The sequence below is a fragment of the Streptomyces sp. NPDC093225 genome (assembly GCF_044753805.1).
Taxonomy (GTDB): Bacteria; Actinomycetota; Actinomycetes; order Streptomycetales; family Streptomycetaceae; genus Streptomyces.
In genome coordinates this window covers 72,155-94,054 of sequence record NZ_JBIVNX010000010.1, presented here as the reverse complement: position 1 = coordinate 94,054, position 21,900 = coordinate 72,155, and the positions used below count along the sequence as shown (strand labels likewise).

17 protein-coding genes are annotated in these 21,900 nt (G+C 75.4%); 9 read left to right on the top strand and 8 right to left on the bottom strand.

Going from position 1 to position 21,900, the window contains the following annotated elements; all coding sequences use genetic code 11:
* Positions 1-197 precede the first annotated feature (197 nt).
* Complete coding sequence (locus ACIQCH_RS12130; RefSeq protein WP_402580552.1) at positions 198-1,088, bottom strand: hypothetical protein; 891 nt, start codon at positions 1,086-1,088, stop codon at positions 198-200.
* A 156-nt stretch (positions 1,089-1,244) separates the two neighbouring features.
* On the bottom strand, positions 1,245-2,465 hold the full coding sequence (locus ACIQCH_RS12125; RefSeq protein WP_402580551.1) for an amidohydrolase family protein: 1,221 nt from the start codon (positions 2,463-2,465) through the stop codon (positions 1,245-1,247).
* Between the two features lie 205 nt (positions 2,466-2,670).
* Here ACIQCH_RS12125 and ACIQCH_RS12120 point away from each other — a divergent pair, with 205 nt between their 5' ends.
* From ACIQCH_RS12120 to ACIQCH_RS12110, 3 genes are all read left to right on the top strand, one after another.
* A complete protein-coding gene (locus ACIQCH_RS12120; RefSeq protein WP_402580550.1) occupies positions 2,671-5,655 on the top strand; it encodes an AfsR/SARP family transcriptional regulator in 2,985 nt (994 codons plus the stop codon).
* A 244-nt stretch (positions 5,656-5,899) separates the two neighbouring features.
* Entirely contained in the window at positions 5,900-6,118 is a 219-nt protein-coding gene (locus ACIQCH_RS12115) for a hypothetical protein (protein WP_402580549.1), read from the top strand.
* 377 nt (positions 6,119-6,495) lie between these two features.
* Positions 6,496-7,266 carry a class I SAM-dependent methyltransferase gene (locus ACIQCH_RS12110; RefSeq protein ID WP_402580548.1) on the top strand — a complete coding sequence of 257 codons (771 nt, stop codon included), beginning with the start codon at positions 6,496-6,498 and terminating at the stop codon, positions 7,264-7,266.
* Here ACIQCH_RS12110 and ACIQCH_RS12105 read toward each other — a convergent pair.
* Positions 7,226-8,917, bottom strand: coding sequence for a FadD3 family acyl-CoA ligase (locus ACIQCH_RS12105; protein ID WP_402580547.1), 1,692 nt, complete (start codon positions 8,915-8,917; stop codon positions 7,226-7,228). The genes ACIQCH_RS12110 and ACIQCH_RS12105 overlap by 41 nt on opposite strands.
* Positions 8,918-9,031: 114 nt before the next feature.
* On the opposite strand from ACIQCH_RS12105, the gene ACIQCH_RS12100 reads away from it, so the two are divergent.
* From ACIQCH_RS12100 to ACIQCH_RS12090, 3 genes are all read left to right on the top strand, one after another.
* On the top strand, positions 9,032-10,183 hold the full coding sequence (locus tag ACIQCH_RS12100) for a lipid-transfer protein (RefSeq protein ID WP_402580546.1): 1,152 nt from the start codon (positions 9,032-9,034) through the stop codon (positions 10,181-10,183).
* A gap of 50 nt (positions 10,184-10,233) precedes the next feature.
* Positions 10,234-10,686: a Zn-ribbon domain-containing OB-fold protein gene (locus ACIQCH_RS12095; protein WP_402580545.1), complete on the top strand. Its 453-nt coding sequence runs from the start codon at positions 10,234-10,236 to the stop codon at positions 10,684-10,686.
* A 92-nt stretch (positions 10,687-10,778) separates the two neighbouring features.
* Positions 10,779-11,567, top strand: coding sequence for an enoyl-CoA hydratase/isomerase family protein (locus ACIQCH_RS12090; RefSeq protein ID WP_402580642.1), 789 nt, complete (start codon positions 10,779-10,781; stop codon positions 11,565-11,567).
* On the opposite strand, the gene ACIQCH_RS12085 is transcribed toward ACIQCH_RS12090, so the two are convergent.
* Positions 11,509-12,114 (bottom strand): hypothetical protein, encoded by a 606-nt coding sequence (locus tag ACIQCH_RS12085; protein WP_402580544.1) that lies wholly within the window; start codon positions 12,112-12,114, stop codon positions 11,509-11,511. The two genes, ACIQCH_RS12090 and ACIQCH_RS12085, sit on opposite strands and share 59 nt — an antisense overlap.
* Positions 12,115-12,314: 200 nt before the next feature.
* Here ACIQCH_RS12085 and ACIQCH_RS12080 point away from each other — a divergent pair, with 200 nt between their 5' ends.
* Complete coding sequence (locus ACIQCH_RS12080; RefSeq protein WP_402580543.1) at positions 12,315-13,103, top strand: hypothetical protein; 789 nt, start codon at positions 12,315-12,317, stop codon at positions 13,101-13,103.
* Between the two features lie 227 nt (positions 13,104-13,330).
* On the opposite strand, the gene ACIQCH_RS12075 is transcribed toward ACIQCH_RS12080, so the two are convergent.
* Together ACIQCH_RS12075 and ACIQCH_RS12070 are read right to left on the bottom strand one after the other, a co-directional pair.
* Entirely contained in the window at positions 13,331-15,853 is a 2,523-nt protein-coding gene (locus ACIQCH_RS12075) for a PQQ-binding-like beta-propeller repeat protein (protein ID WP_402580542.1), read from the bottom strand.
* A 371-nt stretch (positions 15,854-16,224) separates the two neighbouring features.
* On the bottom strand, positions 16,225-17,004 hold the full coding sequence (locus ACIQCH_RS12070; protein WP_402580541.1) for a VOC family protein: 780 nt from the start codon (positions 17,002-17,004) through the stop codon (positions 16,225-16,227).
* 532 nt (positions 17,005-17,536) lie between these two features.
* On the opposite strand from ACIQCH_RS12070, the gene ACIQCH_RS12065 reads away from it, so the two are divergent.
* Positions 17,537-18,184 (top strand): TetR family transcriptional regulator, encoded by a 648-nt coding sequence (locus ACIQCH_RS12065; protein WP_030207357.1) that lies wholly within the window; start codon positions 17,537-17,539, stop codon positions 18,182-18,184.
* A 286-nt stretch (positions 18,185-18,470) separates the two neighbouring features.
* On the opposite strand, the gene ACIQCH_RS12060 is transcribed toward ACIQCH_RS12065, so the two are convergent.
* Both ACIQCH_RS12060 and ACIQCH_RS12055 read right to left on the bottom strand, forming a co-directional pair.
* On the bottom strand, positions 18,471-18,944 hold the full coding sequence (locus tag ACIQCH_RS12060; RefSeq protein ID WP_402580540.1) for a nitroreductase family deazaflavin-dependent oxidoreductase: 474 nt from the start codon (positions 18,942-18,944) through the stop codon (positions 18,471-18,473).
* Complete coding sequence (locus ACIQCH_RS12055; protein ID WP_402580539.1) at positions 18,944-20,293, bottom strand: acyl-CoA dehydrogenase family protein; 1,350 nt, start codon at positions 20,291-20,293, stop codon at positions 18,944-18,946. The genes ACIQCH_RS12060 and ACIQCH_RS12055 overlap by 1 nt, the downstream gene beginning before the upstream one ends.
* A 233-nt stretch (positions 20,294-20,526) precedes the next feature.
* Here ACIQCH_RS12055 and ACIQCH_RS12050 point away from each other — a divergent pair, with 233 nt between their 5' ends.
* Positions 20,527-21,732 (top strand): thiolase C-terminal domain-containing protein, encoded by a 1,206-nt coding sequence (locus tag ACIQCH_RS12050; RefSeq protein WP_402580538.1) that lies wholly within the window; start codon positions 20,527-20,529, stop codon positions 21,730-21,732.
* The last annotated feature ends 168 nt before the right edge of the window (positions 21,733-21,900 follow it).

Genomic DNA, 21,900 nt, shown 5'->3' with positions numbered 1-21,900 from the left:
CGGCAGGCCGTCCCGTGGTGTGTGGGGGAGGCGCTTGACGGGGGTGGCACGCTGGACCGGAGGCAGGCCCGGACCAGCCTGCCATGACGCCTCAAGAGGCTCCCCCACACACCACGGGACGGCCAGGGGAGCTTCGCCCGCCTCGGGCACCTGGACGGCGACCGCCGGGCCTGGTCCTGCGAGGTGGTGGGCGGGGATCAGGCCCCGGCGGGACCCATGACGATGACCGGGTGCCGGGCGGGGTCCAGGGTCCGAAGGAGGCTCTCCATGGCCCGCTTCGGGATGCCGACGCAGCCCTGGGAAGGGCCGTCGTGGTCGACGTGCAGCCAGATGTTGCCGCCCTTGTCCTCACCCTCGGGCTTCTCGGCGTCCAGGGGGGACGTGCCGGGCACGCGGTTGAAGTCGATGGCCACGACGTGGTCGAAGGAGCCCTCCAGCGACTCCCCCTCGACCCCCAGACCGGACGCGACGAAGCCCTCGTTCTCGTCGTACGGCAGCCTGGTGCCCGGCGGCGGGGGCAGCAGGCCGCCGGCGTCCGTCAGGCGGAACACCCCGACGGGCGAGGTCAGGTCGCCGCCCTTGCGGTCGGTGGACCAGCCGTTCGCCCCGTTGCGGCCGTTCCAGCTGGGACCCGGGGTCCAGTCGGGGGAGCCGGGGGTCCGGGTGTAGAGGGTGACGGTGTTGTACGAGGAGTCCTCGCCGTCGCCCCTGACCACGAGGGCCTGGAGCGAGTCCGCCGGGATCCGGCCCCGGGTGGCGCGGCTGATGCCGGGGATGCGGCCGGGGGTGGCGGCGTGCGGCGGACCGGGGTGGGGCGGGGCGGCCCGCCCCGGCGGGCCGGACGCTCCCTGGCCGCCGCGTACGGGGGACGCGGCGGCGGCCGAGCCGCCGGGAGGCGCTCCCCCGACGTCCGGGCGGCCGGCTGCCGCCCGGTGCGGTCCGGGCCCGTCGTGGGCCACGTAGGCCCAGCCGCCGAGGCCGAGCAGGGCGGTGATCCCGGCCGCTGCGGCGGCCCACCACCATCCGCCGCCGCGCCGGCGGTCACGCGGGCGGGCAGTCGTGGCTTTTGTCCGGACATGTTCGCTCATCGCCCCAACCGTACCCAAGGTCTGTTCCGTTCCTCCTGTCTTCTACCCCCGCCCGGGTGGTGCCCGCCCCGAGCCGGGGGCGAGCGGGCCGGCGATCCGGACGTAACAGCAGGTCAGACGCTTTGAACCGGCGGTCGTCCTAGGTCCTCTGACGAATCAGGCGCCCGGCCAGAGGCCGTCCGGCGTCAGGCCGAGGAGGTCGATCGCGTTGCCGCGCACGATCCGGTCGACCACGTCCGGCGCCAGGTGCCCCATCTGCGCCTCGCCCACCTCGCGCGACTTCGGCCACGTGGAGTCCGAGTGCGGGTAGTCCGTCTCGTACAGGACGTTCCCGACGCCGATCGCGTCGAGGTTGCGCAGGCCGAAAGCGTCGTCGAAGAAGCAGCCGTAGACGTGCTCGGCGAAGAGCTCCGACGGCGGCCGGGTGACCTTGTCGGCCACGCCGCCCCAGCCGCGGTTCTCCTCCCAGACCACGTCCGCGCGCTCCAGGATGTACGGGATCCAGCCGATCTGACCCTCCGCGTACATGATCTTCAGGCGGGGGAAGCGCTCGAACTTGCCGCTCATCAGCCAGTCCACCATCGAGAAGCAGCAGTTGGCGAACGTGATGGTGGAGCCGACGGCGGGCGGGGCGTCGGCCGAGGTCGACGGCATCTTCGACGAGGAGCCGATGTGCATGGCGATGACCGTGCCGGTCTCGTCGCAGGCCTGCAGGAACGGGTCCCACTCGTCGGTGTGGATCGACGGCAGGCCCAGGTGCGGCGGGATCTCCGAGAAGGCGACCGCCCGGACCCCGCGGGCGGCGTTGCGGCGCACCTCCGCCGCGGCCAGCCGGGCGTCCCACAGCGGCACGAGGGTCAGCGGGACGAGCCGGCCGCGCGCCTCGGGGCCGCACCACTCCTCGACCATCCAGTCGTTGTACGCCCGCACGCCGAGCAGCCCGAGCTCGCGGTCCTTGGCCTCGGTGAAGGTCTGGCCGCAGAAGCGCGGGAAGGTCGGGAAGCACAGCGCCGACTGGACGTGGTTGACGTCCATGTCCGCGAGCCGGTCGGGCACGGAGAAGGAGCCGGGGCGCATCTGCTCGTACGTGATGACTTCCAGGCGTATCTCGTCGCGGTCGTAGCCGACGGCCGTGTCGAGGCGGGTCAGCGGCCGGTGCAGGTCCTCGTACACCCACCAGTCGCCGATCGGTCCGTCGTCGCCCTTGGCTCCCATGACCGGGGCGAACCTGCCGCCCATGAAGGTCATTTCCTTCAAGGGGGCGCGCACGACGCGGGGGCCGACGTCGGCGTACTTCGACGGGAGCCGGTCCCGCCAGACGTGGGGAGGCTCAACCGTGTGGTCGTCCACCGAGATGATCTTCGGGAAGGTCTCCATGGCCTCCACGGTAGCGCCGATCTGACGAACCGTCAGCTATTAGGGGGATCGGGAACGGCACGACCGGGTCACGGGAACCGCCGACCCCCGATCCGGTGTCCGTTCAGCGGTGTGCGGCGCACCACTCCCGGGCTGACGCACCCGCCCGGAACAAGGCAGACTGACCAATGCGAACTTCGCCGCTCCGGAAGGCAAGGGGGATCAAATGGACGGCACTCCGCCCGTTCCGCAGCAGCGGAAGCACCCCGCGACACCCGCCGGCGCCACTCCCGCCACCCCGGCCCCCGGGCCCCCCGACGCCGCCCGCTTCGCCGTCCTCGGACCCGTCCGGGCCTGGCGCGGCGGCGAGCCGCTGGCCTCCGGCTCGCCGCAGCAGCGCGCCCTGCTCGCGGCGCTGCTGCTGCGCGAGGGCCGGACCGCCACCGCACCCGAGCTGATCGACGCCATCTGGGGCGAGGACCCGCCCTCCCAGGCGCTGGCGGCGGTCCGCACGTACGCCTCCCGGCTGCGCAAGGTCCTCGCCCCCGGCACCCTCGTCAGCGAGTCCGGCGGCTACGCCATCCGCACCCCGTCCGCCGCCCTGGACGTCGGCCTCGCGCGCGGCTTCGCCGCCGACGCCGACAAGGCCCGCACGGCGGGCGACCGCACGCGGGCCCGGACGTTCCTCAACCACGCCCTGGACCTGTGGGACGGCGAACCGCTGGCCGGCGTGCCCGGCCCGTACGCCGAGACCGAGCGCACCCGCCTCGCCGAGTGGCGGCTCTCCCTCCTGGAGACCCGCCTCGACCTCGACCTCGAGGTCGGCAGCCACGCCGAGGCCGTCTCCGAGCTCACCGCCCTGACCGCCGCGCACCCGCTGCGCGAGCGGCTGCGCGAGCTGCTCATGCTCGCCCTGTACCGCTCCGGCCGGCAGGCCGAGGCGCTCGCCGTGTACGCCGACACCCGCCGCCTGCTGTCGGAGGAGCTCGGCGTCGACCCGCGCCCGGAACTGGCGGAGCTCCAGCAGCGCATCCTGCGCGCCGACGCCGAGCTCGCCCGCGCCGCCGAGCCCGCCCCGGCCGCCGCGCCCGTCACCGTGCGCCCGGCCCAGCTGCCCGCCACCGTCCCGGACTTCACCGGACGGGCCGCGTTCGTCTCCGAGCTGTCCGAGATCCTCGCGGCCGCGAGCACGGACGGCACCGTCATGGCGGTCTCCGCCCTCGCCGGCATCGGCGGGGTCGGCAAGACCACCCTCGCCGTGCACGTGGCGCACGCCGCCCGCCCGCACTTCCCCGACGGCCAGCTGTACGTCGACCTCCAGGGCACCGACGCGCGGGCCGCCGAGCCCGAGGCGGTCCTCGGGGCCTTCCTGCGCGCCCTCGGCACCGCCGACTCGGCGATCCCCGACACCCCCGGGGAGCGGGCCGCGCTCTACCGCTCCACGCTCGACGGGCGGCGGGTCCTCGTCCTGCTCGACAACGCCAAGGACGCCGCCCAGGTACGGCCGCTGCTGCCCGGCACCGCGGGCTGTGCGGCCCTGGTCACCAGCCGGGTGCGGATGGCCGGGCTGGCCGGGGCGCACCTGGTCGACCTCGACGTGATGAGCCCGGAGGAGGCGCTCCAGCTCTTCACCCGGATCGTGGGCGAGGAGCGGGTGGCCGCGGAGCGGCAGGCCGCCCTCGACGTGGTCGGGGCCTGCGGCTTCCTGCCGCTGGCCATCCGGATCGCCGCCTCCCGGCTGGCCGCCCGTCGCACCTGGACGGTGTCCGTCCTGGCGGCCAAGCTCGCCGACGAGCGGCGCCGGTTGGACGAGCTACAGGCCGGCGACCTGGCCGTCAAGGCGACCTTCGAGCTCGGCTACGGGCAGCTGGAGCCGGCCCAGGCCCGCGCGTTCCGGCTGCTCGGGCTGGCGGACGGGCCCGACATCTCGCTGGCCGCCGCGGCCGCCGTCCTGGACCTGGCCGAGCACGACGCCGAGGACCTGCTGGAGGCCCTCGTCGACTGCTCCCTGCTGGAGTCGGCCGCCCCCGGACGCTACCGCTTCCACGACCTCGTACGCCTCTACGCGCGTGCCTGCGCGGAGCGGGACGAGCAGCCGCCGAGCGAGCGCGGGGCGGCCATGTCCCGCCTCCTGGACTTCTACCTCGCCACCGCGTCGGGCGTCTACGCCCTGGAGCGGCCGGGCGACCGCACCGTCGACCACCTCGCCGCGACCCGGCACGCGGGCGTCGCGTTCCCCGACAGCGCCACCGCTCTGGACTGGCTGCACCGCGAGGCCGACTGCCTGCTGGCGTGCGCCCGGCAGTCCCTCGGCGAGGAGCAGATCGACCGGGCGGTCGACCTGCTCCTCGCGGCCAAGGACCTCGCCGAGTCCGGTGCCAGCTCCCGCGCGTACGAGCGGGCCGCCGGCGCCGCCCGGGACGCGGCGCGCCGGCTGGGCAACGCCCGCGCGGAGGGGCGCGCCCGCACGACGCTCACCCAGACGCACCTGACGGCCGGCCGCTTCGACGACGCCGACGCCGAGGCCCGGGTGGCCATGGAGCTGGGACGGGCCGCCCAGGACCCGTGGACCAGCGCGAACGCGCCCAACGAGCGCGGGATCATCGCGATCTACCGCAAGGACCACGCCGACGGCGAGCGCTACCTCCGGCAGGCGATCGACGCCTTCCGGGAGGACGGGAACCGCCCCGGCGAGGCGAGCGCGCTGTGCAACCTGTCGCGCATCCACCTGGCCCTGGACCGCACCGCGAGCGCCGTCGAACTGGCCCGCCAGGGCATCGAGATCTACGACCGGCTCGGCCTGGAACTGCGGCTGGCGAACGGGCGCTACGCACTGGGGCTCGCCCTCGCCCAGGGCGGCCTGCTCACCCAGGCGCTGACCGAGTTCACGCAGGCCCTGGACATCTTCCACAACAACCGCCACCGGCTGTGGGAGGGCGTGACGCACTTCCGCATCGCCGAGGTCCACCTGGCCGGCGGTGAGGCCGCGCGCGCCGCGGCCCACGCCGAACAGGCCATCGCGCTGCGCGGCATCGGCGGGATCTGGCGCCGGGGCACGGTGCTCCAGGTCCTGGGCCGGGCGCTCGTGGAGCTCGGGCAGCCGGACCGGGCCCGGGCGTGCTGGCAGGAAGCGCTCGCGATCTACGAGGAGTTGGGCTCGGCGGAAGCGGCCGAGGTACGGCTGCTCCTGGCCATGTCGACCCCCGTCTGAACCCGCACCGCCCGCCCGGTCCGCGGGCCCACCTGCACTGATGCACGGCCCGGACGAACCGTTCATCGTTCGTTTATCGCCGTTCGGCACTCTGATGGTGTCGATCCGCCGCATCGGGGGGCAGGCGGCCCGGCAGCTGGGGTCACCCGTTAGGGTGCGGGCCCCAGACACACCGTCCGGCGGCCCTCGGGGGAGTCGCCGGACGGACCGTCGACAGACGACAGACGTGACAGGAGTGTTCGCCATGACCGACGCCACCAAGCCCAACGAGCCGGCCAAGCCGCTGGACAGCCACGCTGGTGCCGAGCCGCTGACCACCATGGACAGCCACGCGTCCAGCGAGCCCCTCAAGCTCCAGGACAGCCACGCGTCCGGCGAGCCGCTGAAGCTCCAGGACAGCCACGCGTCCGACGAGCCCCTGGCCACGATGGACAGCCACGCGTCCAACCCGCTGCCGAAGTAACCGGCGGCACGCTCCGACGGCCCGCGCGGGGACACGGGGGAACCACGGGGGCACGGGGGAACGGCCGCGGGGGATCGGGGGAAAACCCGCGGTGCACGACCACGGGGGAAGCACGGGGGAACGGCCGCGGGCGTTCGGGGGAAAACCCGCGGTGCACGGCAACGGGGGAACGGCCGCGGGGATTCGGGGGAAACCCGCGGCGCACGACCACGGGGGAACGGCCGCGGGGATTCGGGGGAAACCCGCGGCGCACGACCACGGGGGAACGGCCGCGGGGATTCGGGGGAAGCCCCGCGGTGCACGGCAACGGGGGGACGGTCGCGGTGGCCCGGAGGGGGGACCACCGCGACCGTCGCGTTTCTGCGTACGCTCAAGGGGTGTTCACCGCCGAGGGACCCACCTTCCGCGAGCTCGCCGTCCAGGCGCTCTCCTCCGTCGAGCGCGGCTACGACCTGCTCGCCCCCACGTTCGACCACACCCCCTTCCGCACCCCGGACCGGGTGCTCGACGCCACCGCCGAGGCGCTCGCGCCGCTCGGGCCGTTCGACGCCGGGCTCGACGTCTGCTGCGGCACCGGCGCGGGCCTCGGCGTCCTGCGGCAGCTGTGCCGCGAGCGGGTGACCGGCACCGACGTCAGCACCGGGATGCTGGCCGGGGCCCGGCGGGCGCACGCGGGGGCCCGTACCCCGGCCGTGGACCTCGTCCGGGCCGACGCCCGCGCGCTGCCCTTCGACGCCGCCTACGACCTGGCCGTCTCCTTCGGCGCCTTCGGCCACTTCCTGCCCGCCGAGCGCCCCGCCCTGTTCGCCGGGGTGCACCGCGCGCTGCGGCCCGGCGGGGTCTTCGCCTTCCCCGTCGGGGCACCACCGCGCCCGTCCTCGCCGCTCTACTGGGCGGCGCTCGGCTTCGACGCGGGGATGCGGGTGCGCAACGCGCTGTGGCGGCCCCCGTTCGTCATGTACTACCGGACCTTCCCGCTGGGCGGCGTACGGACGGACCTGGCCCGGGCCGGGTTCCGCGTCGGACTGCTCCCCCTGGAGCACTTCGGCCGCCGCCCGGACGGCAGCCCCCGCGCCCGCCTGGTCGTGGCCCGCAAGGACGCCCCGGCTACCCCCGGCCGCCCGCGCGGGAGCGGAGCTCGCGCTTGAGGACCTTGCCGCTCGCGTTGCGGGGGAGCTCGGCGACGAACTCGACGGCGCGCGGGACCTTGTAGTTCGCCATCTCGCGCCGGGACCAGGCGATGAGGTCGTCCGCGGTCAGGGTCGAGCCGGGGCGCCGGACCGCGTAGGCCTTGCCCACCTCGCCCAGCCGCGGGTCGGGCACGCCCACCACCGCCACGTCCGCGACGTCCGGGTGCAGGCCCAGCAGCTGCTCGATCTCCGCCGGGTAGGCGTTGAACCCGCCCACGATGAACATGTCCTTGATCCGGTCGGTGATGCGCAGGTTGCCGCGGGCGTCCAGCACCCCGACGTCGCCGGTGCGCAGCCAGCCGTCCGGCGTGACGGCAGCGGCGGTCTCCTCCGGGTCCTCGAAGTACCCGGACATCACGTTGTGCCCGCGCACCCACACCTCCCCCGGCTCCCCCGGCGGCAGCGCCCGGCCCGGGTCCTCCCCCGCCACCACGCGCACCTCGGTCCCCGGGATCGCCCGCCCCGAGGTCTCGGCGACGGTCTCCGCCGGGTCGCCCCGCCGGCACATGGTCACGATGCCGCTGGCCTCGGACAGCCCGTACGCGGTGAGCACGGTCCGGATGCGCAGCTCGCCGCGCAGCCGCTCGACGAGCCGCAGCGGGACCACGGCCGCTCCGGTGACCACCAGCCGCAGGGCGGACAGGTCGTGGTGGTCGCGGGCGGGGTGGTCGAGGATCGACTGGTGCAGGGTGGGCGGTCCGGGCAGGACGGAGATCCGCTCGGCGGCGATGTTGGCGAGCACGGTGTCGACGTCGAAGACCGGCTGCGGGACCATCGTCGCCCCGCGCATCAGGCACGCGATGATGCCCGCCTTGTAGCCGAAGGTGTGGAAGAACGGGTTCACGATCAGGTAGCGGTCGCCCTCCCGCAGCCCCGCGAGTGCGCTCCAGACCTGGTAGCAGCGCAGCGACTGGGCGTGGGTGATCACCGCGCCCTTGGGGCGCCCGGTGGTGCCGGAGGTGAAGACGATGTCCGAGGGGGCGTCGGCGGGCACCGCTTCCGCCCGGCCGCGGACGGCGTCGGCGGCCACCGCGTCCCCGCCGGCGAGGAAGTCCTTCCACGTGCGGAAGCCCACGGGCGCGTCCTCGGCGAGCACCACGGCCTCCTCGAGGTGCGGCAGGCCCGGCAGCGGGCCGGTGCCGGGCCCGTCGGCGGCGGCGCGGCGCAGCGAGGCGACGTACGAGGTGCCGAGGAAGGTGCCGGTGACGAAGAGCAGGCGGGCGCGGCTGCTCCCGAGGACGTACGCGGCCTCGGCGCCCTTGAAGCGGGTGTTGAGCGGGACCAGCACGGCGCCCGCGGAGACCGCGCCGAGGGCGGCGACGATCCAGTCGAGGGAGTTGGGGGCCCAGACGGCGACCCGGTCGCCGGGCTCGGTGCCGGCCGCGAGGCAGGCGGCCGCGGCGCGTTCGACGCGCTCGCCGAGTTCGGCGTACGTGACGCGGGTCCGGCCGTCGACCACGGCCTCGCGGTCGGCGTACCGGGCGGCGGCCTCGCGCACCAGGCGCGGGATGCTGCCCCAGCGCAGGTCGCCGCGCGGGTCGACGTCGTCCGTCCGCGGGTCGACGTCGTCCGTGCCCGGGTCCTCGTCACCGTAGTGGCTGTCGTTCATCAAGGCCTCCCCACCCGCCCCGCTCCCGGTAGCTGACTATCCGTCAGATTAGCTGTAGCCTTCCCCGCTGTCAGTACTGATGCGGCGCACCGGCGCACTCCCACGGAGGTGGCGATGGCGGCAACCCTGAAGGACGCCACGGCGATAGTCGGGATCGGGCAGACCGCCTTCGCCAAGCGGCTCCCGCAGACCGAGAAGGAGTTGGCCTGCCGGGCGATCCTGGCCGCGCTCGACGACGCCGGCATCGCGCCCGCCGAGGTCGACGCGTTCGCCTCGTACACGATGGAGGAGACCGACGAGGTCGAGGTCGCCAAGGCGATCGGCGCCGGCGACGTCACCTTCTTCTCCAAGATCGGCTACGGGGGCGGCGGTTCGTGCGCGACGGTCGGCCACCTCGCCGCCGCGGTCGCCACCGGCCAGGCCACGGTCGGCGTCGCCTGGCGCTCCCGCAAGCGCGGCTCGGGCCCCCGCCCGTGGAAGAACACGGCCGTGCAGCTGCCCACCCCCGGCCAGTGGACCCGGCCCTTCGGCCTGCTGCGGCCGGCCGACGAGATCGGCATGCTCGCGCGCCGCTACATGCACGAGTACGGCGCCACCCGCGACCACCTCTTCAACGTGGCCCTGGCCTGCCGCAACCGCGCCAACCAGAACCCCGCCGCGATGATGTACGAGCGCCCGCTGACCCGCGAGATGTACATGACCGCCCGCTGGATCAGCGAGCCGCTCTGCCTCTTCGACAACTGCCTGGAGACGGACGGGGCGCTGGCCTGCGTCATCGTCTCCGCCGAGCGGGCCCGCGACTGCCGGCAGCGGCCGGTGTACGTGCACTCCGCCGCCCAGGGCCTGCCCGCCCAGCACCACGGCATGGTCAACTACTGGAACGACGACCCGCTGTCCGGCCCCGCCTGGACGGCCGCCCGCCACCTGTGGAAGCAGGCCGACTTCGGCCCGCAGGACGTGGACGTGGCCCAGATCTACGACGCCTTCACCCCGCTCATCCCGCTCTCCCTGGAGGGCTACGGCTTCTGCGGGCGCGGCGAGGGCGCGGCCTTCACCGAGGGCGGCGCGCTGGAGATCGGCGGCCGGCTGCCCCTCAACACCGGGGGCGGCGGCCTGTCCGAGGCGTACGTCCACGGCTTCAACCTGATCAACGAGGGCGTCAAGCAGCTGCGCGGCACCTCCACCGCCCAGGTGGCGGACGCCACCACCTGCCTGGTCACGGCGGGCGAGGGCGTGCCGACGTCCGCGATCCTGCTGCGCGCGTGACCGCGGCGGCGCACCACCGATCCGACGACGTGAGCGAGGAGCCGGAGCGAATGACCGACACGATGACGGCGGACGGCCTGCTGCTGCCGGTGCCCGACGAGGACGGGGCCCCGTTCTGGGAGTACGCGGCCCGCGGCGAACTGCGCGTCCAGGCCTGCGCCGACTGCGGGCGGCTGCGCTTCCCGCCGCGCCCGTGCTGCCCGCACTGCCAGTCGTTCGCGAGCGAGTGGCGGCTGATGAGCGGACGCGGGCGGATCTGGTCGTACGTACTGCCACACCCCCCGCTGCTGCCCGCGTACGCCGCCCAGGCCCCGTACAACGTCGTCCTGGTGGAGCTCGCCGAGGCCCCGCAGATCCGGCTGGCCGGGAACCTGGTGGCCGCGCCGGACGCCCCGCTGGACTCCGTGGACCCGGCGCGGCTGCGCATCGGGGCGCGGGTGCAGGTGGCGTTCACCGAGGTCGGGGGCGTGAGCGTGCCGCGCTGGCTGCTGGAGCGGGCGTGAGCGCCGGCTCCGGCTCGGGCTCGGACTCCGGCTCGGGTGGCACCGACCCGGGTGGCGCCGGCCCGGGTGGCGCCGGCCCGGGCTCCGGCGGGATCCGGGTCGAGCGGGACGGGGCCACCGGTGTCGCGGTGGTCACCCTCGACCGGCCCGCCCGGCACAACGCCGTGGACCTCGCCATGGCCGCCGAGCTGGCCGCCACCTGGCGGGCGTTCCGCTTCGACGACACCGTCCGGGCGGTGGTCGTGACGGGCGCGGGCGACGCCGCCTTCTGCACCGGCATCGACCGCTCGGTGAAGGTGGACCAGCCGCCGACCCCGTACGGCATCGAGGACCCGATGATCGGCATCGGCCCGAAGGCCGCCGGACTGTGGACCCCGGTGATCGCCGCCGTGAACGGCATGGCCTGCGGCGGGGCCTTCTACCTGCTGGGCGAGACGGAGTTCGTCGTGGCCTCGACCACCGCGAGCTTCTTCGACCCGCACACGACCTACGGCATGGTCAGCGCCTACGAGGCGGTCTACATGGCCCAGCGGATGCCGTTCGGCGAGGTCGCCCGGATGTCCCTGATGGGCACGGCGGAACGGCTCTCGGCCCGCCGCGCGTACGAGATCGGGCTGGTCTCCGAGCTCACCGAGCCGGGCGCGGAGCTGGCGGCCGCCGTGCGGTGCGCGCAGACCCTGGCCGGGTATCCGGCGACGGCCGTGCAGGGCACCGTACGGGCGCTGTGGTCCGCCAAGGAGGCGGCCAGGGCCGCGGCCCTGGCGCAGGCCCCGCACCTGATCACGCTGGGCAACCTGGCACCGGAGCGGCAGGCCGAGCTGTTCAGCTCGCGGCGGGCGACGGGCTCGGGGAGCCCGGGTCCGGGGTTCCGGCTCCGCTGACCGGCGTGACGGACAGGACCACGCAGCTCGTGACGTCCCCGGCCAGTGCGGGCTTCGTCATCGGCACGGTGAGCGGCCGGCTGTCGAGGGCGTCGAGGGTGAGGGCGACGGTGTTGCGGTCGATCTCGACGTCGGCCGCGGTGCCCGTGTCGCCCCGGAAGGCGACGGTGACCTCGAAGGTCCGCGTCGTGGAGAGCCGCGAGTGGACCTGGACGGTGGAGGCGGTGGCCGGTCCGGCCTTCTTCCCGCCCGGGGTCCGGGTCGTGCCCCGGGAGCCGGCGCAGGTCAGGACGTAGGCGTAGCCCGGCTCGGCGGAGGAGGGGGCGGGGGTGCTGCCGCCCTGGCCGCTGCTGCTGCCGCTGGTGCCGTCGTAGTCGGTGTCGGAGTGCGTCCCGTTGTGCTTCTTCGAACTGGAGCAACCGCCGCCGGACCCGCCGTCCTTGTGGACGGAGCCGCCGCCCGAGCCGTGGCCGTGGCCGGAGAACCCGGTCAGACCGAGTACGACGACGGTGATCACGGACGCGAACCTGACGCGGCGGCGCAGCATGGCCGGATTCCCTCCCCTGGGCGAACCCGGGGCACGCTACCAGGACGTGCGGGAACGGGTCCGGGGCCCCGCCACCGCGCATGCCGGAGGGCCTCCCGGGTACCCGCGGACAGGCGGTCCCGGACCCCGTCGGGGTGGGAGTGCGCCGTGTCCCCGGCGGGCGTAGCGTCGGGAACGAGAGCCCGACTCAGGAGGCCGAGATGGTCCGCAACGTCCTCGGTTCCGTGGTGGGGCTCGTGGGAGCGACGGCCGCCGTTCTCAGCCCCTTCCGTGCCTGGTACGACGGCCGTCTCGGACGCGACTACCGCCTCGGGGAGCTCTTCTCCGCCGACGGGATCAGCGACGCCCACGCCACCCTGATGTGGTCCCTGTTCCTGCCCTTCGCCTGCGCGGCCGTGCTGACGCTGGTCGCGGTCGTCCTGCGGTCCCGGATCCTGATGGCCGTCGCGGGCGTCGTGGTGCTCGGCTTCACCGTCCTGTGGATGGTCCGGCAGGGCCAGGCAGCGGGCGAACTGGCCGTGGGGAACGGCGGGCAGGGCCTCGGCCCGGGCGTGGCGAACGCGCTCGGCGGCGGCCTCTTCCTGCTGATCGGCGCGGCCGTCATGAGCGGTCGGCGGCCCCGGCCCCGGGTCGGCGGCTACGAGGCCGGCCGCCCCGCCCGCGGCGCCCCGCCGGGCCGCGACACCGCGCCCGCCCGCATCCCGCGCGCCTACGACCCCGAGGGGCACGGACGGCACCGCGCGCCGGACGCCGGGCTCGACCACGGCCCGGCGCTGGGCTCCCCGCTGCACGAGACCGAACCCGGTCCCGACGCCGCGGACCACGGCCCCCCGCTCGGGCCTCCGTCGCATGGCGGGACCCCCGGCCCCACGACCGCCCACGACGACGAACACGGCCCGGCACTCGGCGCCCCGCTGCACGAGACCGAACCCCGCCCCGACGGCCCGGACCACGGCCCCCCGCTGGGCCCCCCGCTGAACAAGCCCTAGGTGGCCGAGCGGCCCTCCGGGACACCCCGCCCCACAGCCACGGGAGCGGCCGCCCCGTGGTGTGCGGGGCAGCCTCTTGAGGCGTGGGGACCCGCGCACCACGGGGCGGCCCACGAAGCGAGCCCGCCGCACCCCGCCCCTTCCAGAAACCGGGGGCTCCGCCCCCGGACCCCCGCGCCTCGATCGCCGGCGGGGGCGGATTCCAGCCCCGCCGGCGCCTGAGGCGATCACGACGCCGTACGCGTCCCCGTCCCCTTCGCCGCGTCCAGCGCGTACACACAGCGGTCCTTGCTGCACGCGTAGACCACGCCCGCCTTGGCGACCGGCGAGCCGGTGATCTCGCCGCCGGTGGCGAGCTTCCACCGGAGCTGCCCGCCGGCCGCGTCCAGCGTGTACAGGCAGTGGTCGGCGGAGCCGAAGTGGACCCGCCCCTCGGCCACGGCCGGGGCGCCGGTGATCTCGCCGCCCGCGGCGAAGCGCCACTTCGGCGTGCCCGTGACCGCGTCCAGCGTGTAGAGCGCCGAGCCGGCGCCCAGGTGGATGCTGCCGCCCGCCACGATCACCGGCTCGGCCGACTGGCGCGGCTCGGTCGCGATCCGCCACCGGTCCTTGCCCGTCGTCGCGTCGAGCGCGTACACCGTGCCCAGGTAGTCGGCGAGGTACACCCCGCCGCCGGTGACCGCCGGCCCTGGCGCGAAGGCCGGCGGCGCCAGGAAGACGGCCGGCGCCTCGAAGTGCCAGCGGACCCGCCCGGTGGCGGTGTCGGCCGCGATGACCCGGGTGCCGGCGGCGATGTACACGTAGCCGTCCGGGGCCGGGGTGACGCGCACCGGCACGTTCCCGCAGGAGGCCGCGTCCCCGACGGGGTACGACCACTGCTCGGTGCCGGTCCGGGCGTCCAGCGCGCGCAGCCGCGCGTTCTGCCAGACGTACACCGTGCCGTCGTGGATGACCGGCGCGGCCTCGGGCGTCTCGAAGTCGGTCTGGGCGCCGGAGGTCTCCCACAGCTGCTGCCCGTTCGCGGCCTCCCAGGCCTGTACGCCGCCGCCGCGGGTGGCGGTCACGACCGTGCCCCGGTCGGCCTTGAGGGCGTACACCCAGGCGTCCGTCTGGAGCCGCCACCGCTCGGTGCCGTCCTTGGCGTCCAGCGCGTACAGGGACGGGCCGTCGGAGGCGTGGATCCGGCCGTCCGCCACCTGCATCGCCCAGGCGACCTCTCGGGTCTTGAACTGGCGGCGGCCGCTGGCCACGTCGAGGGCGTGCACCTCGAAGGAGGTGACGTACAGCAGGTCCCCGTCGACGCTCGGCGTGCCCCAGACCTCGTTGGACATCCGGAACCGCCACGGCCGCCAGCGCCCGCTGTCCGGTGCGGGGCCGGGGCGCGGCACGGTGGACGACGCGGCCGCGGCGCCGTCGGCGGCGATGGACAGGGCCGAAGGCGCGGAGGAGGTCGCGGGGGCCGGCGGCGCGTCCACGCCGGCCGGCGGGCGGATCCAGCCGGTGGCCGGCCCCGGCTCGGCCACGGCCGAGGCAGCGGCGGCCCGCCCGGCCCGCGGGCCGGGACCGATCGGCACGGGCACGGCACCCAGGCGGACCGGTTCCCCGGAGGAAGCGGGCAGGGACGACCCCGCCGGCACCGGTGCGGCCCCCGGGCCGCGGCCCGGGCCCGGCGGGTGCGGCGGCCGCGGCGGCGTCGCCTGGCCGGTCCGCGGGTCGTTCGCCCAGGCCGGCTCCGGCCGCTCGCGGCGGTGGGTGGCCGGCCCCGCGGCGGGGCCGGGGTGGGGTTCCGGGGCGCTCTGGGCCGGACCGGGCCGGCCCGCGTGGCCGGCCGCGCCCGGCGTGGTGGTCGTACGCCCGGAGGCCCCGGCGCGCCGCTGCTCGATCAGCTCCACCGCCCGGGCCGGCAGCCACGCCGAGGCCGTGCCGCTGTCGTCGCCGGCCGCGAAGAGGTGCGGGGCCAGCTGCGCCTGCAGGTCGGCCGGGGTGGGCCGGAGCGTGGCGTCCATCTGCATGCAGGACTCGATGAGCGGCCGCAGCTCCTCGGGCAGCCCCTCCAGGTTCGGGCCCTCGCGCAGCAGCATGAACACCGTCTCGACCGGGTTCGCGCCGTGGAACGGCGGGTGACCGGTGGCGGCGAAGACCAGCGTCGAGCCGAGCGAGAAGACGTCGCTCGCGCCCTTCACGCTGCGCGAGTCCTTCGCCTGCTCGGGCGACATGTAGGCGGGGGTGCCGACCGCGACGTTCGTCATGGTCAGACGGGTGTTGGAGACGCCGCTCGCGATGCCGAAGTCGATCACGCGCGGGCCGTCCTCGACGACGAGCACGTTCGACGGCTTCAGGTCGCGGTGGACCAGCCCGGCCCCGTGGATGGACTGCAGGGCCTCGGCGATGCCGGCGGCCAACCAGCGCACCGCCTGCGCGGGCATCGGCCCGCACTCGTTGACGATCTCCTCCAGGGAGGGCGCGGGCACGTACGCCGTGGCCAGCCAGGGCACCGCGGCCCGCGGGTCGGCGTCCACGACCGCGGCGGTGTAGAAGCCGCTGACCGCGCGCGCCGCCTCCACCTCGCGCGTGAAGCGCACCCGGAAGAGCTGGTCCTCGGCGAGCTCGGTGCGCACCGTCTTGATCGCCACGCGCCGTCCGGACGCCGAGCGCGCCAGGTACACCAGACCCATGCCGCCCGCGCCGAGTCTGCCCAGCACCTCGAACGGACCGATCCGTCGCGGGTCGTGCTGCGTCAGCTGCTCCATTACTCGCCTGCCACCTCCCCGTACGGGCCGTCGTCCGGACCCGCTCCAAACAGCCCCGTGCAGCGTCTCACCCCGGCCGGGCCCCGTGGGGTCCGGCCCGGGGACGTGCACCCCGACTCCGTCGGTCCTGACGCTGTCGGTCGTCCTGCTCTTTGATTCTGCCGGTCCCGATTCTGTCGGTCCGGGGCCGGATGGGCGAACCCGGGGGCGTCTCGGGGTGTCTCACCGCGTTCCGGACGACTCGGACGGCGTAAGGGGGGCCCCGCGCGGCCGGTACGGGCGCCCGTCGGACGGTGCCGGACGCCCCGGAACGGGCCGGGCGGGGGCCGGGAACGCGCGGTCCGGGGCGCCCGCCGGCGTCGCTCCAGGACTCAGACGGCCTCGCTGAGCAGGGCGAACGCCGCGCCCTGGTTGTCGGCGACGACGGCCACCCGCCCGTAGGGGGTGTCGAACGGATCGGCGCTGACCCGGCCGCCGAGCCGGCGGAGGGTCGCCACCGAGCGGTCGCAGTCGGGCACCGCGAAATACGCCAGGAAATGCGCCGGCATCGCCTCGGGGAACGCGTCCGTGATCACACTGCGTCCGACGATCGCCGTGTCGGGCCCCGGTTTCGCACCCGGCGGCGACCAGGTGCGGTACTCGATGCCCGCGTCGTCCCGGTCCTGGGGCACGTATCCGAAGACCTGGGCGTAGAAGGTGTCCACGGCGTCCCGGTCGCGGGTGTAGAGCTCGGTCCAGCAGTACGAGAACGACTCGCCGTGCCGTTCGAAGCCGTGGTGCGTACCGGGCTCCCAGAGGCCGAAGACGGCCCCGCCCGGGTCGGCGGCCAGGGCCACGCTGCCGTACGGGCCCACGGGCATCGGATCCATGATCACCTGGCCGCCCGCGGCACGGATCCGGGCGGCGGTGGCGCGCGCGTCCTTGGCCGCGAGGTAGACGTTCCACACGGTGGGCATGCGGCCGTCGGGCTTGGGGGCGAGGGCGGCGACGTTGCGGCCCTCGCAGTAGGCCTGGGTGTAGCCGCCGTACTCGGGACCCGCGCTGTCGCCGAAGGTCCACTCGAAGAGCTCGCCGTAGAACCTCTTGCCCGCCTCGACGTCGGGGAGCGAGGCGTCGACCCAGCAGGGCGTGCCCTCTGCGAATGCGGCCATGGACCGGTCCTTCCCTTGCGCGGGTGTCCCCCCTGCCCGTGCTGTCAAACTAATGGGCTCGCGCCGGTCACGCACCGAGAGCGGGCCGCCGCCCCGGACGCGGTCCGGGGCCGCCGGGGCGGGGCCGCCGCCGCCGGCCGGGCGGGCCGGGCCCGCGGCCGCTCGTCCACCAGAGTTGTCCACAGCCTGTTGATAAGACTATTCGGGTGAGCCCGGCCCCGCCCGGCGGGCCGGGCTCACCCGCGCACGCCGAGCACGCCCGGCCGCCCGGTCCGCCGCACCGCCCGAGCCGCCGGTCACGCTGCGCGGTCGACCGGGAGCGTGGCGGAAACGGCGTCGGTGCGGGGTGGGTGCGAGCGGGCGCCCCGGTGCGGCGGAGGAGCCGGAAGCGGGCCCGGAACGGGGCCGGAACGGGGCCGGAACGGGGCCGGAACGGGGCCGGAGCGGGGCCGCGAAGGCCCCGCCGGGAGCCGGTAACCCCATTTGCAGGCGGCCGAATCGCGCGCGGATCACCCCTCGGTAAGCTGACGGCATGACAGGACAAGTGCGCACCGTCGACGGCCGCGTGGCCGGTCGGCGTGGACAGGCGACGCGGCAGAAGCTGCTCGACTGCCTCAGCGAGATGCTCAGCTCCTCGCCGTATCGCGACGTCAAGGTCATCGACGTCGCCCGCAAGGCCGGGACCTCGCCGGCGACCTTCTACCAGTACTTCCCCGACGTCGAGGGCGCGGTACTGGAGATCGCCGAGGAAATGGCCACCGAGGGCGCCCAGTTGACCTCCCTGGTCGAGGGCCGCACCTGGGTCGGCAAGTCCGGCTGGCAGGCGGCCGAGGAACTTGTCGAGGGATTCCTGGACTTCTGGCGCAAGAACGACGCGATCCTGCGCGTGGTCGACCTCGGTGCGGCCGAGGGCGACAAGCGCTTCTACAAGATCCGCATGAAGATCCTGAACTCCGTCACCAACTCCCTCACGGAGTCGATGAAGGAGCTCCAGGCCAAGAACAAGCTCGACAAGGACGTCAGCGCCGCCGCCATGGCCGGCTCGCTCGTCGCGATGCTCGCGGCGGTCGCCTCGCACCAGAAGGGCTTCCAGACCTGGGGCGTCAAGCAGGCGGAGCTCAAGCCGAACCTGGCGCTGCTGGTGCACCTGGGCGTCACCGGCAAGAAGCCGACCAGGTGACCACGGGCGGCGCCCGGTGAGGCCGGGTGACGCCCACTGACGACCGGGCGCCGGTCGGCCGCAGCGGGTCTCGGGGGAGATCCCGCGCGGCCGGCGACCCCGGCACATCCTGTCTGCGCGGCGGCGGGCCACTCGGGGGTCCGCCGCCGCGGTGCGCGTACGGGCGGCCACAGCTCGGTCGCAGTCCGTACGGGCGGCCACAGCGCCGCCGCGGTCCGTACCGGCGGCCGCACCGCCGCCGCGGTCGGCGTACGGGCGGCCACCGTCGCGCCGCGCGCCCGAGCCCTCAGCGCCGCTCCAGGCGGAAGAGGCGGATCTCCCGCTCGATGCGGGCCTGGTACGTCGCGTACGGCGGCCAGAAGCCCAGCACCGCCCGCCACGCCCGGGCCCGCTCCTCCCCCGCCAGCAGCCGGGCCCGGACCGGGATGTCCTGCCCCTTCCAACTCACCTCCGCATCGGGGTGCTTGAGCAGGTTGGCGGTCCAGGCGGGGTGCCCGGGGCGGCCGAAGTTGGAGCCGATCAGGATCCAGGTGCCGGCACCCTCCTCCGGCATGCACGCCAGCGGCGTCGCCCGCGGCAGGCCGGACTTGGCTCCCTTGGCGGTGAGGATCACCCCGGGCAGCATCTTGGCGCTGAGGATGACCTTGCCGCGGGTGAGCCGGTGGACCGCGCGGTCCATGGCCGGGATGAAGTGCGGGGCGATCCTGGCGAACGTACGGGTCGAGGAGACCTTCTGCATCAGGCGGACACCGGGAGGCATCAGACGGCCACCCTTTCTTCTCCGGAGCCGGCGGGGCCGGCCGTGGGGACCGCGGCGCGGACCGCGGCGGGAACCGTGGTGGGAGGGGAGCCGGGAGCGGGGGCGAACAGCCCGGCCCGGTCGGCGGCGTGCGCGCGGAGCCGGTGCACGGGCCCGAAGAGCAGCTCGTCGGCCGCGGCCCGCTTGAAGTACAGGTGCGCGTCGTGCTCCCAGGTGAAGCCGATGCCGCCGTGCAGCTGCACCGCCTCCGCCGCGGCCGTGCGCAGCGCCTCCAGCGCCTGCGCGAGGGCGAGGCCGCCCTGCCCCGGGTCCCAGGCCGCGTAGTAGGCCGCGGAGCGGGCCGCCTGTACCTGCACGTAGACGTCGGCCAGCCGGTGCTTGACGGCCTGGAACGAGCCGACGGGCCGGCCGAACTGCTCGCGGGTGCGGACGTACTCCACGGTCCTGGCCAGGGCCTGTCCGGCGGCCCCGGCGGCCTCGGCGGCCAGCGCCGCGGCCGCGCCCCGGCCCGTCGCCGCGAGCGCGGCGCACACGTCCGCCTCGTCGTCCGACCCGAGCAGCTCGGCGGGGACGTCGCGCAGTTGGACCCGGCCCTGGGGGCGGGTCTCGTCGAGGGCGGTCTGGCGGGCCCTGACCACGCCCGCGGCGTCGGCCCGTACGAGGAACAGCTGCGCGCGGCTGCGCGCGAAGCCGCCGGTGTGCGCGGCGACGACGAGGAGGTCGGCGCTGTGCCCGTCCAGGACCTGGGCCGCCTCGCCGTACAGCCGCCAGGCCCCGGCGCCGTCCCGCACCGTGGCGTCACCCCGCACCGTGGCGTCGTCCCGCACCCCGGGCCGGGCGGGCTCCCCGCCCCCGGTCTGCACCGCGGGCGTCGGCCGGGCCTGTACGCCGCCGGCGCGACCGCCGCCGGCCCAGGCGCCGGGGGCGCTGTCGGCGGTCAGGTCGAGGGCGGTGGACAGGGCCGTGCCCGGCACCACGAGGGCGGCGGTGAGCTCCCCGGCGGCGAGGGCCGGCAGCAGTCGGGCCCGCTGCTCGGGGGTGCCGAGGGCCGCGATCAGGGGGGCGGCCAGCAGGGACGTGGCCAGCAGGGGCGAGGGGGTCAGCGTCCGCCCGGTCTCCTCGCAGGCGAGGACCAGCTCGGTGAGGCCGCAGCCGACCCCGCCGGACTCCTCGGGCAGCGCGAGCCCGGGCAGCCCGAGCCGGTTGGCGAGCAGCTGCCAGAGCGCGCGGTCGTATCCGGGTGCGGTGCGTACGGCGGCCTTGACCTCGTCCGGGCCGCTGCGTTTGGCCAGCAGTTCCCTCAGCGTGCGACGGATCTCGTCCTGCTCGGCTGTGAAGGCGGCGTCCATCGGCGGGCTCCTCCCGTATCTGACGGCGCGTCATATTAGGGCGGGCGGACGGGAATGCACAGCGTCACGCGACACCCAACTGGAGCACCCCGCCGGCAGCGGCCGGAGCGGGCGGCGGCCTCGCGGGCCACCGTCGCGCCGCACGCCCGCCCGCGCCGGGCCGAAGACGCCCCGGCCGCGGGCCGGCCGCCACCCCCTTCCACCCCCGCCGAACCTGACGTACCGTCAGATTCATGTCAGCAGCCACCCTCCACGCCCCCGCCCCGGCCCGGTCCGGCCCCCGCCGCCGGGTCGCGGTCGTCGGCGTCGCGCTCTCCGACTGCGGCCGGGTCGACGAGGCCACCCCGTACGCCCTGCACGCCCAGGCCGCCCGGCGCGCCCTCGCCGACTCCGGCCTCGACCGCTCGGTCATCGACGGCTTCGGCTCGGCCGGCCTGGGCACCCTGGCCCCGGTCGAGGTGGCCGAGTACCTGGGCCTGCGGCCCACCTGGGTGGACTCGACCGCGGTGGGCGGCTCGACGTGGGAGGTGATGGCCGCGCACGCGGCGGAGGCCATCGCCGCCGGCACGGCCAACGCCGTCCTGCTGGTCTACGGCTCCACGGCCCGCGCCGACATCAAGGCCCGGCGCCGCACCTCGAACCTCTCCTTCGGCGCCCGCGGCCCCCTCCAGTTCGAAGTCCCGTACGGCCACACCCTGATCGCGAAGTACGCCATGGCCGCCCGCCGCCACATGCACGAGTACGGCACCACCCTGGAGCAGCTCGCCTCGGTCGCCGTCCAGGCGCGGGCGAACGCCGCCACCAACCCCGACGCGATGTTCCGGACCCCGATCACCGTGGACGACGTCCTGTCGGGCGAGATGATCGCGGACCCGTTCACGAAGCTGCACTGCTGCATCCGCTCGGACGGCGGCTGCGCGGTCCTGCTGGCCGCCGAGGACTACGTCCCCGACACCGCCAAGGAGCCGGTCTGGATCCTCGGCGCCGGCACCTCGGTGTCCCACACCACGATGTCGGAGTGGGAGGACTTCACCGTCTCCCCCGCCGCCGTGTCGGGGCGGCTCGCCTTCGAGCGGGCGGGGGTGCGGCCGGCCGACGTCGACCTCGCCCAGATCTACGACGCCTTCACGTACATGACCCTGGTGACCCTGGAGGACCTGGGGTTCTGCGGGAAGGGCGAGGGCGGGGCGTTCGTGGAGAAGGGCCGGCTGCTGCGCGACGGCGAGCTGCCGGTGAACACCGACGGCGGCGGGCTGTCCGCCTGCCACCCCGGCATGCGCGGGCTGTTCCTGATCGTGGAGGCCGTCCGCCAGCTGCGCGGCGAGGCCGGCGCGGGCCAGGTCCGCAAGGCGGGCGGGCGACTGCCGGAGCTGGCCGTCGCCTCGGGCACCGGCGGCTGGTTCTGCTCCTCGGGCACGCTGGTCCTCGGCCGCGGCTGAGGTGGGCCGGTCGGGGGGCCTCGCCTGCAGTCCGCCCGGCGTTTGCGGGGGCGGAGGCATCCGGAGCCCGCTTCGGGTGGCCGTGCCCGGGGGGGGGGGGGGCCCCCGCGCGGGGCCCCCCCCGGGCCGCACGCCCACGCCCCCCAATAGGCACCACCACAAAACCAC